The sequence below is a fragment of the Streptomyces sp. NPDC059224 genome (assembly GCF_042754285.1).
Classification (GTDB): domain Bacteria; phylum Actinomycetota; class Actinomycetes; order Streptomycetales; family Streptomycetaceae; genus Streptomyces.
In genome coordinates, this window is record NZ_JBHZAN010000010.1 from 59,822 (window position 1) to 76,321 (window position 16,500).

9 protein-coding genes are annotated in these 16,500 nt (G+C 71.0%); 6 read left to right on the forward strand and 3 right to left on the reverse strand.

From position 1 onward, the window contains the following. Positions 1-118: 118 nt before the first annotated feature. Positions 119-6,907, reverse strand: a complete 6,789-nt coding sequence (locus ACFXI4_RS12560) for a DUF3320 domain-containing protein (RefSeq protein ID WP_384989854.1) — start codon at positions 6,905-6,907, stop codon at positions 119-121. Positions 6,908-7,448: 541 nt separating this feature from the next. On the opposite strand from ACFXI4_RS12560, the gene ACFXI4_RS12565 reads away from it, so the two are divergent. Continuing rightward, positions 7,449-7,886, forward strand: a complete 438-nt coding sequence (locus ACFXI4_RS12565) for an ATP-binding protein (protein WP_384989856.1) — start codon at positions 7,449-7,451, stop codon at positions 7,884-7,886. 298 nt (positions 7,887-8,184) lie between these two features. Then, a complete protein-coding gene (locus tag ACFXI4_RS12570) occupies positions 8,185-8,469 on the forward strand; it encodes a hypothetical protein (protein WP_384989857.1) in 285 nt (94 codons plus the stop codon). Between the two features lie 606 nt (positions 8,470-9,075). On the opposite strand, the gene ACFXI4_RS12575 is transcribed toward ACFXI4_RS12570, so the two are convergent. Both ACFXI4_RS12575 and ACFXI4_RS12580 read right to left on the reverse strand, forming a co-directional pair. Continuing rightward, positions 9,076-9,339 (reverse strand): hypothetical protein, encoded by a 264-nt coding sequence (locus ACFXI4_RS12575; RefSeq protein ID WP_384989859.1) that lies wholly within the window; start codon positions 9,337-9,339, stop codon positions 9,076-9,078. Further along, positions 9,336-9,689: a DUF6247 family protein gene (locus ACFXI4_RS12580; RefSeq protein ID WP_384989860.1), complete on the reverse strand. Its 354-nt coding sequence runs from the start codon at positions 9,687-9,689 to the stop codon at positions 9,336-9,338. The genes ACFXI4_RS12575 and ACFXI4_RS12580 overlap by 4 nt, the downstream gene beginning before the upstream one ends. Positions 9,690-10,539: 850 nt before the next feature. Between ACFXI4_RS12580 and ACFXI4_RS12585 the strand changes: the two genes are divergently transcribed. From ACFXI4_RS12585 to ACFXI4_RS12600, 4 genes are all read left to right on the forward strand, one after another. Then, complete coding sequence (locus ACFXI4_RS12585; RefSeq protein ID WP_384989862.1) at positions 10,540-12,957, forward strand: AAA family ATPase; 2,418 nt, start codon at positions 10,540-10,542, stop codon at positions 12,955-12,957. Continuing rightward, on the forward strand, positions 12,954-13,361 hold the full coding sequence (locus ACFXI4_RS12590) for a hypothetical protein (protein WP_384989863.1): 408 nt from the start codon (positions 12,954-12,956) through the stop codon (positions 13,359-13,361). Before ACFXI4_RS12585 ends, ACFXI4_RS12590 begins: the two co-directional genes overlap by 4 nt. A gap of 107 nt (positions 13,362-13,468) precedes the next feature. Beyond that, positions 13,469-15,286 (forward strand): DUF4357 domain-containing protein, encoded by a 1,818-nt coding sequence (locus tag ACFXI4_RS12595; protein WP_384989864.1) that lies wholly within the window; start codon positions 13,469-13,471, stop codon positions 15,284-15,286. Continuing rightward, on the forward strand, positions 15,283-16,494 hold the full coding sequence (locus ACFXI4_RS12600) for an McrC family protein (RefSeq protein ID WP_384989866.1): 1,212 nt from the start codon (positions 15,283-15,285) through the stop codon (positions 16,492-16,494). Before ACFXI4_RS12595 ends, ACFXI4_RS12600 begins: the two co-directional genes overlap by 4 nt. Positions 16,495-16,500 lie beyond the last annotated feature (6 nt).

Here is a 16,500-nt window from a genome sequence, read left to right on the forward strand (position 1 = left end):
CACGAGTTCGGACACATGGGGTGGTCCGGGTCCGGGTTCAGCAACTCCCTGCGCATCGCCCATCCCCGACAACCCCGAGCCCCGCGGCCTGCTTTACCGGAGAGCCCACCGCAACGGATCAAGAACCCTCCGCCGGTACCAGGCCGCCCTCCGACTCGATCAGCTCCCCGGCGGCGGTCAGCGCGTCGATGTCGGCGGTCAGCGCGTCCCGGATGTCGGCTCCGAGCCGCGCCCACCCGAAGAAGCGGGCGGCTTCCCGCAGCAGGTCCTCACGGTGCACGCCGGGTCCTTCGTCGACCACCTGCCGGAGCACGAAACGCCGTTCCGCCGTGGGAACCTCCGCCACCCGCCGGGCGCACCAATCCGTCGGCGTGCGGGCGAACTCCGTCTCGTGGCCCGGCATGTCGTAGGCCGTGCCGACGTGGACGATCTTGCCCTGCTTGAGCAGGCGGCGTAGAGCCCGGTCGATGCGGTCGCGGACCACCTGGCCGGCTCGTCCGATGCCCCACGCGAGGCGGACCCGGGTGTAGATCACCTCCTTCTCGACGGGGCCTTCCACCTCGACCACGCACAGCGCCACGTCCGCCACTACGTCGAGGGCGTCCGGGTCCTGCAACTCCAGGCCCCACAGGCCCAGCCGACTACTGGACCTGTCACGTACCTCTGCCAGCAGGCGGGGGGAGACCTCCTGGTAGGGGCGGCTCCAGGGCGCGGGGCCCTCGTCGACCGTCACGAACTCCACTCGCGGGGCCACCGGACCGCCTGCCGGTCGCGCCGGTTCCACCGATTCCGCCGGTTCTCCGGCCTCCGCGCGCGCGGAGCTTTCCACGGCCTCCGTCGTTCGGCCGCCACCGATGCCGCGGCCGCCGTCGCTGTCGTCCTGCCCCACCGGTGGCGTCACGCGCACCGCATGCGGGTCCTCCGCACACGCCGTCTCCACCGCGGCCCGCAGCCGTGCCATCGCGTCCCGGCGGTTGCGATACCAGTCCGTGCCCCAGATGCGGTGCAGCCGCCAGCCCAGGTCGCGCAGGACCGCTTCCCGGAGCCGGTCGCGGTCGCGAGCCGCCCGCGAGGAGTGGTACATGGCGCCGTCGCACTCGATGCCCAGCGCGTACGTGCCGGGCGCGCCCGGGTGCCGTACCGCCATGTCGATGCGGAAACCGGCGACCCCCACCTGCGGCTGGACGTCGTACCCCCAGCCGCGCAGGACGTCGACGACCTCCTCCTCGAAGGGGCTCTCCGGAGCCGCGTCCGGATCGGCGGCCTGCGTCTGAAGGATCGCGGGACCCAGCTGGGCGTGCTGCAGGTACCGCTTGAGGTGCTGCACGCTCTTGTTGGCGCTGTCCGGCAGATCGCCTCCGTGGAAGGAGGCGACGACTTCCATGCGGCGCCGGGCACGGGTCACGGCGACGTTGAGGCGCCGCCAGCCGCCCTCCCTGTTGATGGGGCCGAACATCGACAGCAGCTTGCCGCGGTGGTCGGGACCGTAGCCGATGGAGAGGATGATGACGTCACGCTCGTCGCCCTGGACGGTTTCGAGGTTCTTGACGAAGAAACCGTCGAGCCGGCCCTCCGTGAAGTGGTGGTCCAGGTCCGGGCGGACCGCCCTCGCCTTCTGCACCGCCTCCTCGATCGCCTCCGCCTGTGCCTTCGACAGCGCGACGACGCCGAGGGTGTGCGCGGGGCGGGTGTCGAAGTGGTGGATGACCCGCTGGGCCACTTTGGCGGCCTCAAGGGGGTTGTCGCTGTTCCCGCCGCGGTCGTAGACGCCGTCCGCCTTGATGAACTCCACGCCGATGTCCGGGCCCTGTTCCAGCGCGCCCGGGAACGTGACCATGGAGTTGTCGTAGAAGTCGTGGTTGCTGAAGGCGATCAGGTTCTCGTGCCGGCTGCGGTAGTGCCAGCGCAGGGGCAGCCCGCGCAGGACTCCGCTGGCCTTGCACATGTCGAGAATGGACTCGAAGCCGTCGGTGGCGTCCTCGTCCCACTCGTCGCCGTCGTCGCCGTCCCCGGCCGCGGCGAAGAACGAGGTCGGCGGCAGCTGCTTCTGGTCACCCGCCACGATGAGGGCCTTGCCCCGGTAGACGGAGTTCACCGCGTCCTGGGGCAGCACCTGGGACGCCTCGTCGAAGACGACGACATCGAACTCGAAGTCCGGTGGCAGGAACTGGCTGACCGTCAACGGGCTCATCATGAAGCAGGGCTTGACCAGCCGTACGACGTCGCGCGTCTGCGTCAGCAGATGCCGTACGGGCATGTGGCGGCGCTGTTTCTCCGCCTCGCGGCGGATCACCGCGGCCTGCCCCACCGCCGTCCGGCGCGGACGGCGGGCGTTGCAGGCGGCGATGACCTCGGCGTGCGCCGCCGCCACCAGGTCCTGGTCCGCCCTCTGGAACCGCTCCACCAGCTGGTCCCGTTCCACCGCCCGCATCGGCTTCAGCCTCTGGTCCGTGCCCAGCTGGTGCTCGACCCAGGCAGTGAGCACCGCACGCTCCATCGCGGCGGGGAAGTCCTCGGCGGAGGCCTCTCGGCGCGCGAGCTGGTCGGGCAGCCCGTCGAGGTGGTAGCGGCGCAGCAAGGCCAGTGCGTCGGTGCGGCTGATCCACGCCTCCGGGCCGAAGGGGTCGCGGTCCAGGCGGGTCAGGACGGACCCGGCCGCGGAGAGGGAACCGGCGAGTTCGCGTCGCAGCTCCTCCGTGCGCTCGGGCTCGAAGTACTGGGCGAGTGCCTCGCGCTGGCGGCTCCAGTCGTCGGCGCGGGCCGCGACCGATGGGTCGGCGGGCGCGGTCAGCATCAGCCGGGCCGCTGCCTGCGGCAGGGACGCCGAGTGACCGCCGTGTGCGGCACGGCGGACCTTCTGGGACCAGTCCAGAGCGTCCAGGACCGCGTCACGGTCCGTGTCGACACCCCGGTAGAGGGCGCCGAGAAGGCTCCGGTTCGCGGCGTCGTTCTCGGCGAAACCGGACTCGGCGGCACGGGCGGAGACGACGGCGGCCACCGCTTCCCTGGCCCGGGACAGGGTCAGGCCCTCGTCCCCCTCCATGACGCGGTCGGTGGAGCGGATGAGGTCGGCCGCGTCCTCGAAGGGCTCCACGTGTGCCCTCAGCCAGCTCGCCGCCCGGTCGAGCGGGCCACCGGCGAGTACCGTGCCGACCGCGGCCACCTGCGGCTGCCGGGTGTACTCCTGCCAGAGGTCCAGGTCACGGCGGATCTGATCGGTCTGTGCGAGGAGTTCGCGTGGTTCGGGCCTGCCGTCGGCCAGTACGTCGACGAGGCTGCTCCGGCGCGCGGGGTCGGTGAGCGCGTCGGGCGCGAGGCGGGCGGTCAGCCGGGCGGAGTCCAAGGCGGCTCGCAGGGCCTCGGTGTCGGGGCGCCCTTGCAGGACGTAGCGGCCCAGCAGCTCGCGTTGCTGCTCCGTCGCGTACGGTCCCGGTCGCTGTCGCGTCAGGTCCAGACCGCGGCGCAGGAGTTCTCCCACAGGTTCGTATCCCGTTACGCCGTCGGGCGCCTCTTCGCGCAGGTCGTCCGCCTGCGTGTCGAGTCCCCCGTACCACGGGCCGAGAAGGCCGCGGTCGGATACGGCCTGGGCGTCGAACGCGGCTGTCTCCTTCTGGGCCGCGTGCGCGGCCGTGACCGCGGCGCGCGCTGCGGCGAGCGTGTGGGCGGAACCGGGGCCACTGTCGCGGCGGCCGACCGAGGCGACGGTGTCCAGCAGCGCGACGGCCTGTCGCAACGGGGCGAGGTGGGCGCGCAGCCAGCGGGCGGCGGCGTCGAGTGGCAGCTTGGCGAGGTCGGCCGCCTGCGGAGCCGGCGACGGGCCGTCCAAGTACTGTCGCCACATGGCGAGTTCACCGCGCAGTGCCGTGCCCTGCTCGACGAGTGCGGATTGCGGCTCGCGGCCGTCGGCCAGGTGAGTGGCCAGCAGGCTCCGGCGGTGGGGGTCGGCGACGGTTTCCGGCGCGAGTGCGTGGACCGCCTCGGCGTGCGCGAGTGCCCTGCGCAGGGCCGGGACGTCGGGCAGAGCCGTGCCCCGATAGCGTCCGAGCAGCTCGGCGTGGGTCGAGGCCAGTGACCGTAGCTTCCGGTGCGCGGTGTACCAGGCGTCGGCCAGGGGCAGCTTGTCGTACAGCTCGCCACGCCATGAGCCGCCGTGTGTCAGCCGGGCCACCAGCTTCCGGTCGGCCCGGATGCCGCTGGACAGCATGCCGGCGAGTCCCTGGCGGCCCGCCATGAGCCGGTGGACGGCTTCGGGCAGTTCGGGTGTGGAGACGACCTCGGGCAGGAAGGTCCCATGTGCCGCCTCGGCCGCGGCGGCCAGTTCTTCGGCGGCCGAGGAGATCTCCGCGACGGCTGCCTGGACCCCGGGTAGCGCCCGGGGGTCGAGCCACGCGTCGAGCGTGCGGTCCGAGGCGGCGGCGACTTCCACGAGCGTGGCCAGGTCCTCGGCCTCGGACATCGCTTTCGGTCGAGCGCACCCGAGGCGGTCGGCCACCGAGTCGGCGTGCCCGGCGGCCGTCTCAAGGGTGCCGGCGAGCGTGTCGAACCGCTCCGCCAGCTCCGCGGCCTCCCGGCCGGTCAGCGCCGCGATGTCGGCGCCGGGCGGTTCCAGTGCGGCGAGGGCCTGCTCGTTGGCCGGTCGCTCCGCACTCACTTCCGGACGCAGTTCGGCCCATCCGGGGCCCGCGTGGTCCGTGGCGAGGGCCTGGGCGGAAAGCACCTGGTCCCGTCGGGTGAAGAAGTCAGCGAGTGCGTCGGCGATGGCCCCGACCGCCGCCTCCTCCGCGCGCGCGGGGCCGTCGGGGACCAGCCACTGCTCAAGAGGGCGGTGTTCGGTGGCGGCCACGGCGACCACGTCACACAGATGACGTGCTTCCGCGGGGCTGCCGGGATGCGTGAGCCCGGTGAGGTGGCTGACGCGGGTGAGGCTCCGCAGAGTCCGCTCCAGCACACCAGCGGTCTCGTCGAACTCCCCGGCGAGCTGTCGCGCTCGCTCTTCCGTGAGTCCGGAGAGGTCGAGGCCGCGCGGCGCCATCGTCGAGAGCGCCCTCTCGGCCTCTCCCGGCTCGGCCGTCAGCCTGGTGGACAGCTCCTGCCAGCGCTCGCCCACCGTTGCCCGGACGGCGGTGCGCGTGCGCTGCGCCTTGCGCAGTTCCGCCAGGAAGGCGTCGACCCGGTCGTCCACCTCGTCGGCGAAGGCATCCGTGGTCAGCCACGCTTCCGGCACGGGACTGCGCACGTCGAGCAGCCGTAGGAGCCCGATCAGACGGTCGATTCCGCTCTGGTCCGTGACGGGTACTCCCTCGGATGCGAGATCCCGGTACCGGTCGACCGCCGTCGCGAGCGCGTCCCGCGCCGCCTGGGCCTGCTCCAGCACAGGGCGGGGATGCGGCAGGCCGGCTCGCAGGCCACGCCAGGGGAACGTCGGATCGGCGACCGCCTCCCAGGCGTCGGAGATGGCTTTCGTCGCCTCGACGATCAGGCGCAGGTCCTCGCCGCCGAGCGTCTCGGCGCGAAACGTCGCCTGCGCACCCGCAGGGATGTCGTCACCATGGCTCAGGTACGCCACCGGCGCCTCGGACAGTCGACCCACCTGACCGAGCACGTCGTGCAGGGTCCGTCCCAGCGGGTCGCGGACCTCGTTCATCGCTTCGGCGTAGGAGCTGAGCGCCAGGCGCAGTTCTCTGGCCTGCGCCAGGGTCTGCTGCGACAGCTGCGGTGCGCGCGGCTCCTCCCCGAGCGCCCGGCCCAGTTCCTGGGCCACCGCCTTGCGGCTGGTGTTGTGACTGTGGAGGGCCAGAGCGTACGAGTCGAGTCCGACCGACTTCAGCCGGTCGAGGACGACGTCGAGGGCCGCCGCCTTCTCACTGACGAACAGCACGCTGCGGCCCGCGTGCATCAGACCGGCGATCATGTTCGTGATCGTCTGGCTCTTCCCGGTGCCGGGCGGGCCATCGAGGACGAACGACCGCCCGGCCACGGCCGCGGCGACGGCCTGCCGCTGCGAGGCGTCGGCGTCGAGCACCAGCGGGCTGTCCTCGGGCGGGCTCAGTTCGTCGATCCGGTCGAGCTCGATCTCCTCGAAGTCGAAACGGTCGGAAGCGAGTCCGGAACGCGGGCCGAGCGCCATCGCCCGTACGAGGTCGCTGCCGAGGACCCGGCCCTCGTTGTCCAGCAGGTCCTGGTACATCGACTCCTTGTGGGAGGCGAAGAGCGCGAGTACGACGCGCTCGGAGACCTGCCATCCCGGCTTGCCCGCCACCGCGCGGGCCGCGGCGGAGAGCACCGCCTGCAGATCCGAAGGGTCCTGTTCGGCGACCGGCGTCCAGTCGATGTGGAACTGCTGCAGCTTCACTCTCAGGGCCGGGTTGAGACGTGGTTCCTCGTCGTCGCTCGCCCTGAGGCGGATCCGGCCGTTGCGCGTGCGCTCGATGACCGCCGGGATCAGGACCAGGGGGGAGTCGCTGCCCGTCTCGGCTCCGTCCTCACACCAGCGGAGCATGCCGACGCCGAGGCTGAGGGTCCAGAGGCCGTAGTCGTTGAAGACCTGCGTCGCCTTGGTGCGCAAGCTGTTCAACGCGCGCAGGAGAGAGGGCGCGGTGGTCTTCTGGGTGACGATTCCGCCGGTGCGGTCGCCCTTCTTCGCCAGAACCACGTCGCCGGGGCCCATGCCCTCGCCGGCCACCGGCTCCTCGTCCGGGAGCGGCGCGAAGTCCCAGCCCCGGGCCAGGCCTTCGACGAGCTCCTGCGCGGACGGGGTCGAGATCTCCAGTGTCGCCGACTTGGTGTGGCGGAAATTGAGCAGCCGGTTGCGGCCGCTCAGGTCCACCAGAGAGGTGCGCCAGTTCTCAAGCATCGCCTTGAGGCGGTCGAGTTCCTGGCTGCCCCCGAAGTCACCCGAGTTCGTCACGCTGGTCCCTGATGTCGTCGCCTCCGGGCCAACGGAGCACCGGCCTCGACGGCAGTGCCCCATGCCGTCAACGCAAAGCGCGGCCACGGACGTCCTGACTGTCCTGGTGGCCGCACAAGTCCCGTTGATCCCCCCTGGACGTGGAATTCTACGGTCAGCACACCAATGCGTGAAGCGCTAACTACGAATGGTTCTCCAGCGCGCACGAAACCCGGTGCCGCCCGGCGCGCAGCTCCTTCGTGAACAGCGACGGATCAGCGAGCGAAGGAAGCACCACCCACTCCCTCGGTCGGTACACGACTTCGACAGGTCCGCCCGTTCAGTGCGGGTGCATGCTTCGGGTACTTCTCAGCCCCGCATGTTCCCGCAGAAGCCGGACGACGGCGCCGAAGGTCCGGAGACTGTCGCACGGATCGGGCTCCCGCTCGGCTCAGCGTGACGGCAAGATGCCCGTACCGTCGGCCAAGGGGGCCCGTACGCTGACGCACCGTACGAGCGTCACTCCTGGAACGCGCCCCCGCGCGCCCGCCACGGTGGCCCCATGAGCGCAACCCTTCCCCAAGCGCCCCGCACCGTGGCCACGTTCGCCCAGCTCCTGTCCTCCACCCGCCGAGGAGCCCGCCTCGCCCGCCTCCTCGCCACCACTCAGCTCCGCACCTGGGACCTGTCACCCGACGTGACCGAGCGAGCCGAGCAGATCGTCGCCGAACTCGGCGCCAACGCTGCCCTGCACGGCCGCGTCCAGGGCCGCGACTTCCGGCTCGCTCTCACTCTCGACATCACGACCGGCCTCCTCCGCATCGCGGTCACCGACGCCAAGGGCGGGCAACTCCCCGTCGTACCGACCGACTCTGCGACGGACGGCGAGACGGGCCGCGGTCTGCTCATGGTCAGCGCGCTGGCCGACCGCTGGGGCACCGAACCGCATCCGCCGGGCGGCAAGACCGTCTGGGCCGAGGTGAGCCACCGTTCCAGCTGACATGGGACGCCCGCCCCGGCCAACAGACCGGCGAGAGTTCCCCGTTCGCTTCCAACGGTCGTCTTCGTCGCGCTACCGTCCCCACAGGTGAACCCGAGGGGACGTGACGTACGGAGCGTCCCTCGGACGCGGCATTCGGGCGACGCGGACCCCGGCGGCCGCGCGTCCGGCTTCTCCGTCCACCCGCTCCTCGTACCGCTCGTCAACGAGCTGGGAGACGAGGACGAGTCGTGACCACCGACCGGACATCGCACGGCGCGCAAGCGGCCGGCGAGGACGCGCTGCTACCCTCCGCGCCATGTCCCATGGAGCAACGCGGGAGATGCGCTCTCCGATCCTGTCCATCCACCCGTACATTCCGGCGTTCAAGCAACACGACAAGGTCATCTGTTCCATGGCCACGAGCGGCGAGTGCGACAAGAAGCTCGTCGCGGAAGTGCGCACCGAGTTCCGCGACGGCAGCGTCCATCACTGGCGAGTGTGCGGCGAGTGGCTGACCACCCATCCGTCAGCCGTTGCCCACATCAAAACGAACGGCTTCCAGGAGCCCGTCCGGGCCGAACTCGACCTCGAAGGCCACTGATCCGGCGAGGTCGCGCCACGCAGGCCCAAAACGCTCCACACCCCCTGCGACCCTCACCGGTCCGGCATCACGACGCGATGACCGACGGCGTGGACATGTGGGAAGCAGCGGCCTGGTTCGACCGGAGCACCGCCGCCAAGGACGAAGCCGGGGCGGAGCAGGAGCGCAAGCAGGTGCTGGCCCAGTTCCCCTGGAGGGTTGGCCCACGCTGCCCCTGGAGTGCTAGGCCCTGGCCTGAACCCGTCCGGTCCGGGAATGACATACTGCCGACTCATGGAGTTCGGCACCCAGTGCTTGGGCAGCATCAAGGGCCAAGCACTACGACCGCCACGGTGTCAGCGCCGCCGACATGCACCAACTCCTCACCTGTGGCGTCAGCTACGCCCCAACGCGGTGATCGTCCATCCCTGGCCGGGCGGCCACGCTCATCGCGTCCTCCGGGTCGATGGCTCGCAGGGCAGGCTCGGTATCATTCACGTCATCGGCATCGACACCCACGCGCCCCCTCAACGAGCGGTCGCGCGGCTTACGGAGCGGGCCGCATGGGCGTGCTGGCCGTCGCGCACTGAGCATCGGACGCAGGCAATGACTTTCGCCGCAGCGCCGTCATCCGTTCCAGACGATGTTGCAGACGTAGACGCACTCGTGCCGGGGGACGGCGAGGAACTGGATGAAACCGCGACCGCCGAAAATCGGGAAGTTCCTCAGCCCACCGGGTTTGTCTTCGGGTCTGCTACCTGCCGTCTCGGCGTCACGGCCCAGCGCGGCGATTTCGGTGGCGATGCGTTCCACCTCTGCGACAACGCCCACGGGGAGCCCGGCGGTCAGGTACTCCTCGCTCGGGTTGTAGTCCCACTTCCAGTCGGTCACAGTCCGGCCTCGGCCTCCGCCTCCGCGTGGATCCTCCTTATCTCGGTGATGGCATCCGCCGGATCCTGCACCCCGCCGCTCACCACGTCCTCCAGGTGCCGCAGGCGTGCGGCACGAGAGGGATAGCGCTGGATCGCGACGAACACACCCCACGTATGGACGAAGGTGCGTAGCGGCGCCAGAGACTGGGCCTGCTGAGCACTGGTGGTCGCGTCGACGAGATCACGGACGAACGCCGGCATACGGCTCGGTGTGAGCTCTTCGACAGCGGCACGCAGGGCGTCGGGGGTCAGGGCGGGCATGGGGATGAGCGGTTCACCGGGCTGCGGCTGCGCGTGCAGTGCGGTCACGGTCGTGCTCCCGGTTCGATGGTGGGCATTGGCTGCGGTCTAGACGGTACCCGCACCGCGCCGGTTCGTCGGTCGGATCAACGCATGGACATGAGCCGATCACGCTCGGTCGCTGGTCGATGAGCGGGTCACGTCGCGCAGAAAGAGCGTGCCCCGGGGGTGCGGGTCAGGCCGCAGCCGCCTCCCAGCGGTACCCCGCGCGCGTTTCGTCGTACGGGCGCAGTAGCGGTTCCAGCTCCGTGCGTCGAGTTCGGCATCGGCCGGCGGGAGGGTCAGCGACGCCCGCCGCATGCGGACGCTCCAGGTCGCTGGGTCAGGGAAGACGGACAGTCGGGGCACCAGGACACACAGGACCAGACCCTCACGGAATGGAGCCAGGCCCACACCTTCAGGCGGCAACCTTCGGAGAAGGAACGCTCGTTGAAGACCACCGGCTCGTCCAGAACGCGTACGGCGCTGGCGATCGTCGCCCGGCCGATGACCCGTCCCAGGTCCCGCGTCGGATTCCGGAAGCATCCGCGCGTGGTGCAGATGAAGACCTCTTCCCTCCCCTCCAACGCGCGCGCCGCCTTTGACCGGCCTGCCGGGAACGCCATCCGCTGCTCGGTGATTACCCAGCTCAGTGCGGTGCGGTCTCCGATGATCAGCAGGTGCGCGGGGGCATGCGGTCACTTTAGCGGCCTCGCTCGGCCGGCCCGAGACTGTCAACACGTACACAATTTCGAATAGCTGGAATCCAGTAATTGCGTTGACAGTGCTAACAGAGGATCATCATGCTTGATGGTGCCAACAAAGTGCATCAGCAGCCCGCGTGGCCCCTTGTGCCGCGCCCATACAACGGGGAACGACCATGACCGATCAGCCTCCCGCCTCTCTGCGTGATCTCCTCCTCGACCGCCTGCACCACTCCGGCCTCGCACCTGAGGTACAGGAGCTCCTGCACGAGCTGGTCCCCGACGAGGCGGCCAGGAGCAGCGGAGGGCGAGCCGGACCCGTGCAGCTCCGGTCCATCACCGCGGCGGGCTGGCGTGGCATCGGTCCGCGGACCACCCTCGAACTGCCGCCCGGGCCCGGCCTGGTCGTCGTGGCGGGGCCGAACGGCTCCGGCAAGTCGAGCTTCGCCGAGGCCGCCGAGACGGCGCTGACCGGCCGCAACTCCCGGTGGGACGGGCGGCGGGCCACCGACTGGCAGAAGGGCTGGCGCAACCTGCACAGCCCCGACGTCACCCCCGAGGTCTCCGTCGTGCTGTCCGTCGGCGAGCAGAGTGAAGCCGTCACCTTGCGGCGGACCTGGCACGGGCCCAAGGTCGACGAGGCCCGCACGCGGGTCGAGGGGGCGGACGGCTCGGAGCGGAAGCTGGAGGAGGTCGTCGACGCCGAGGCGCTGGATCTCGCCCGGCCCTTCCTGCCGTACAGCGAACTAGGTTCGATGATCAACGGCACGCTCGGTGGGCTGCACGACGCCTTCTTCAAGCTCCTCGGGCTCGAACTGCTCGCCGAGCTCGACGGCCGGGTCAAGGACGCCGTGAGTGAGTGCAAGCAGACGGTCGATCGCACGGACGCGCTCACCGCGCGGCTCCTCGGCGATCTGGTCGCGCTCGACGACCCCAGGGCCCGCGAGGCGGTCCAGGCGCTGTCGGGAGCGAAGCCCGATCTCGGCCGGGTGCGTGCGCTGCTGGAGAGCCGTGCTCCCGCCGCGGAGGCGGAGCTGGCCCGGCTGCGACGGCACGCGACTCTCACCGGGCCGGACCTGGCGGAGGTCGGTGGTGCTGTCGCCCGACTGCGGGAGGCCGCCGCGCATGCGGAAGAGGCCCGGCACGGCACCGCCGAGGAGGCCCGCCGCATGGCCCGGTTGCTGGAGGCCGCGATCGAGCACCAGCGGCGCTCCCGGAACACGGACTGCCCGGTCTGCGGAGCCGAGAACCGGCTCGACCGGGAGTGGGCCGAGCAGGCACGGGGGGAGGTGGAGCGACTCCAGACGGCCGCCGCGGACGCCGAGGCCGCCCGGCAGGAGGTGGCGGTCTCGCTTCGGGCCGGACACGGCCTCGTACAACCGGTCCCGGTGTGGCTGCGGGGCGAGCCCTCCCCCCTTGCGGCGGTGTGGCAGGAGTGGACCCGGTGCCGGGACATCACCCACCCCAGGGAGCTGGCGGACCGCCTCGAGCGTGCCGCTGCCGCGCTGGACGACGCGTGCCGGCAGGTGCGGGAGGAGGCGGCCCGGCGGCTCGCCGAGCACGACGGTGCCTGGCAGCCGTTCGCCGTACGGCTCGCCGAGTGGCTGGGCGCTGCGGAGGCGAAGGAGGCCGCACTCGACCGGGGCAGGCACGCGCGCAAGGCGCGGACCTGGCTGCGGCCGATCATCGACGAACTGCGGGACGCACGGCTGCGGCCCTTCGCCCGGCGGTCCCAGGAGGTGTGGCAGCTGCTGTGCGAGCACAGCAGTGTCACGCTCGGATCCGTCACCCTCGCCGGCACCCCCGGCCGCGGCAAGGTCGTCCTCGACGTCTCCGTGGACGACATGTCCGCGCCCGCCTACAGCGTGATGAGCCAGGGCGAGCTGCACTCCCTGGCGCTCTCCCTGTTCCTGCCGCGCGCCACGCACGCCGACAGCCCGTTCGGCTTCCTCGTCATCGACGACCCCGTGCAGTCCATGGACCCCGAGAAGGTCGAGGGGCTGGCTCGGGTGCTCGACGCCTGCGCCCGGGACAGGCAGGTGATCGTCTTCACCCATGACACCCGGCTCCAGCAGGCTGTCGCGCACCTCGGCATCAAGGCGACCATCCTGCGCGTGAGCCGCCAGACCGACTCGGTGGTGGGCGTGGAGACTCTCACCGACCCGGTGGAACAGGCTCTCGCGGAGGTGCGGGCCATCTCCCTGGACCCCGACCTGCCGCAGGCGGTGGCCGATCACGTGCTGCCCGCCATGTGCCGGGTGGCGGTGGAGGCCGCCTGCCTGGAGACGGCGCGACGCAGGCTCCGCGACGAGCAGGGACTCGGGCTGCGGGCGGTCGAGGAGCGCGTCCAGTCCCTCGATCGCACCAAGTCGTACGTGTCCCTCGCCCTGCTCGGCGACGAGCAGCAGCACGCCCGTGCGGCCGTCGAGCGGATCTGTCCCGGAGGCTGGACACTGATCGAGACCTTCAACTCAGGTGCTCACACGTCCCTGCCGACCGTCGACGACCGCAAGAGTCTCGTCCGCCGGACCAAGGCGCTCGCGACGGCCATCCGGAGCGGCACCGGGAGTCAGAACGCCGGGGGTGCCCGATGAAGGCGTCCCCGGAGACCCTCGTGACCGCCGCCGCCCGTCTCCTGCTCTGCGAGCCCGGCACCGTGAACGCCCTTGCCCCCGGCCTGCGCGCCCGTGCCGCCGCGGTCCTGCTCCGCATGGCGCTCGACCAGGCCCTGGACGCCTACTGGCAGCGGGTCACTCCGTCGATGACGCGGATCGGCAAGCACCGGATGCTGTGCCTGGAGTGGTACGCGGGACACGACACCGCCCGCCGGTGCCGTACCACCTGGTCGGCGCTGAGCGCGGCATGCCACTACCGCACGTACGAGCTGCCCCCGGCACCGGCGGAGATCCACACCCGGTTACTGGAGGTCACCGCCCTCCTCGCGGCCCTGCGCGCCAGACCGGACACGGCTTCCGTCCCGACGTCGGCAGAGACCTGAGTGCGGGTGCCGCACCTCGGTGCGCGGCCCGCCCTGGGAGTCCACTGTCGGCGGCGCCCCCTATCGTTCTGGTCAACGCACGGTGCATGAATGGGGAGAATGTGACCATGGCCGACGACGGCACGCCGTACCCGGAGTTCCGGCTGAGGCTGCCCAACGGCGGCCCCGAAGCCCGGGGCCGGCTGTTGACCGAGAAGGGGACGAACGGGAGCCAGAAGTTCGTCGTCCTGGCCGGCTCTCCCGGCCGGTCCGAGGTGGTGCCCTCGTTCCCCGTGCGCATGCCGTCGTCCCACCGGCTGAGGCAGCGGCTGATCGACGAAGGGGTCCTGACGGAATCTGCCGAGTGGCCCGGCTGGCTGGAGACGACGCGGGACGTCGTGTGCAACTCGCCGTCGGCCGCCGCCGAGATCCTGGTCGGTCGCAGTGCCAACGGATGGCTGGAGTGGAAGACCGCCGACGGCCATCCGCTCTCCGACTATCTCGACCAGGTGTGGTGGGGACCCAGCCGGGCCTGGCTGGTACGCGGCTCCAATGTCTCCGGCCTCGATCTCGTCCGGCGTCTGTGGCTGCCCGAGGGGCTGGTGACCCTGCGAGCACGTCACCTGCGACAGGGTGTCGAGCAGGGCATCAGCAAGGACCGGCTGCGCGCCGCCGTCGAGGAGGACTACGCCTCCACCGCGACGTACAACCAGAAGGTGCAGCTGGTCGAGGAACTGCACCTGTTCCTCTCCCGGATGCGGCCCGGCGACACCATGTGCACCATCTCGGGCGGCCGGCTCTACATCGGCAAGATCACCGGAGACGCCGCGCAGCTCACTCCCGAGGACGGCCCGTCGGATCTGCAAAGGGCAGTGGACTGGGCGGAGGACGGGCACGCGTACGAGGACCTGCCCGAGGCGCTCCAGCAGAAGCTCTCCGCACAGCATGACGTCGTCGATCTGACCGCGGTGAAGGACCTCATCGACGGTCTGGGGATGAGCGACGAGGATCTGATCGAGGAGGCCGAGGCCGCCGATCGCGACCCGAGCGTGGAGATCCCCGCGCTCACCGCCCGGCGCGAGCTGGAGCTGCCCGAGCCCACGGACGAGTTGGCCGGCGAACTCCTCGTGCACGACACCGCCTGGCTGCGCGAGGTGCGTGATCTGCTCTGGGACGAAAGGCAGTTGGTGCTGTACGGCCCGCCCGGGACCGGCAAGACGTATCTCGCCCTGAAGCTGGCCGAGTTCCTCGGCGGCGGGCCCGAGCAGGTCAAGCTCGTGCAGTTCCACCCCTCGTACGCGTACGAGGACTTCTTCGAGGGCTTCCGGCCGCAGGAGGACCCGCAGAGCCGGGAGGTCGCCTTCCGGCTCACCGCCGGCCCACTGCGTGAACTCGCCGATCTGGCCTCCCGCGAGGGCAACCGGCACATCCCGCACTTCCTGATCATCGACGAGATCAACCGCGCGAACCTGGCCAAGGTCTTCGGTGAGCTGTACTTCCTGCTGGAGTACCGCAACAAGTCGGTCCGGCTGACGTACTCCGGTGACGACTTCGCGCTGCCGCCCAATCTCTTCGTGATCGGCACCATGAACACCGCCGACCGGTCGATCGCCCTCGTCGACGCGGCGATGCGCCGTCGCTTCGCCTTCGTCGAACTGTCCCCGCGCACCGAGCCGACGAGCGGGCTGCTGCGCCGCTGGCTCGCGCGCGAGGGCCGCGCTGCCGAGCCGGCCGACCTGCTCGACGCGCTCAACTCCCGTATCGACGATGCTGACTTCCGTATCGGACCCTCGTATCTGATGAAGGCCGGTGTCTATCGGGAAGGCGGCCTGGAGCGGACGTGGCGGACCAAGATCCTGCCGCTGCTGGAGGAATACCACTACGGGGAGGGCGTGGACATCGAGAAGCGGTACGGTCTGGCGGCTCTGCGGGACTCGCTCGGGTGACGCACGTCATCGAACTCGTCGAGCACGCACCGGCCGTGGGCGTCGCGCTGCCGGACGCGGTCGGACGGGCACTGGCGGCCGGGGACGTCGTGGACGCGGCCCCCGATCCGTACGTCCCGGGGCACTGGTCCCTGCGGGCCGGCAGCAAGGTCGGTGCCGTGGCGGTCGCGGTACCGGGCGGCGACGGGCCGGTGACCGTACGCGTCGCCCCCAAGGTCCCCATCGCCCGGCTGTTCTTCCTGCTCGGGTACAGCCTCGCCCCGAAGGGCGGCTGGCGAGACGGGGAAGTCGAAGTCACCGCGCACCGCGATCTGCTGCCCGCGCTCGCCCATGCCGTGGAACGGCAGATCGACCGGGCCCTGCGGCAGGGACTCCTCCAGGGCTACCGGGTGACCGAGGAGACATCCCTGGTCGTCCGGGGCCGTATCCGGGAAGCCGAGCAGATACGGCGGCGGTTCGGGGCGACGCTGCCGGTGGAGGTGGAGTACGACGAGTTCACCACCGACATCGCGGAGAACCGCCTGCTGCGCGCCGCCGTCGAGCGCCTCCTGCGGCTGCCCGGCGTACCCCACGACGTGCGTCGCGGACTGCTCCACCAGCGCGCCCGCCTGGCCGATGTCACGGTGATCGTGCGCGGTCGGCCGCTGCCCGCCTGGCAGCCGAACCGGCTCAACGCGCGCTACCAGCACGCCTTGCGTCTCGCCCGAGCCGTCCTGGAGAACGCCTCCGTCGAGCACGCGCCCGGCGGGCTGCACGTCGACGGGTTCCTGTTCGACATGAACAAGCTCTTCGAGGACTTCGTGACGGTGGCGCTGCGGGAGGCATGCCGTGGCCTCGGGCACTCGGCGCGGCTCCAGGATCCGCATCACCTCGACGAGGCGGCGGCGATCCGCATGAGGCCCGATTTCGTGCTGTACGAGCCGGGCGGTGCCCCGTGCGCCGTGGTGGACGCCAAATACAAGGCCGAGAAACAGGACGGGTTCCCGGACGCCGACCTCTACCAGATGCTGGCCTACTGCACGGCCCTGGGCCTGCGCGAAGGCCACCTGGTGTACGCCAAGGGCAACGCGCCGCACGCGGCCCACACGGTGCGGCACGCGGGCATCGTCATCCACCAGCACGCCCTCGACCTCGACCAGGAACCCTCCGGGCTGCTCTCGGACGTGGCGAAGGTGGCCGCCCGGCTGGTGAACACCCAGCGCGTATGATCGACT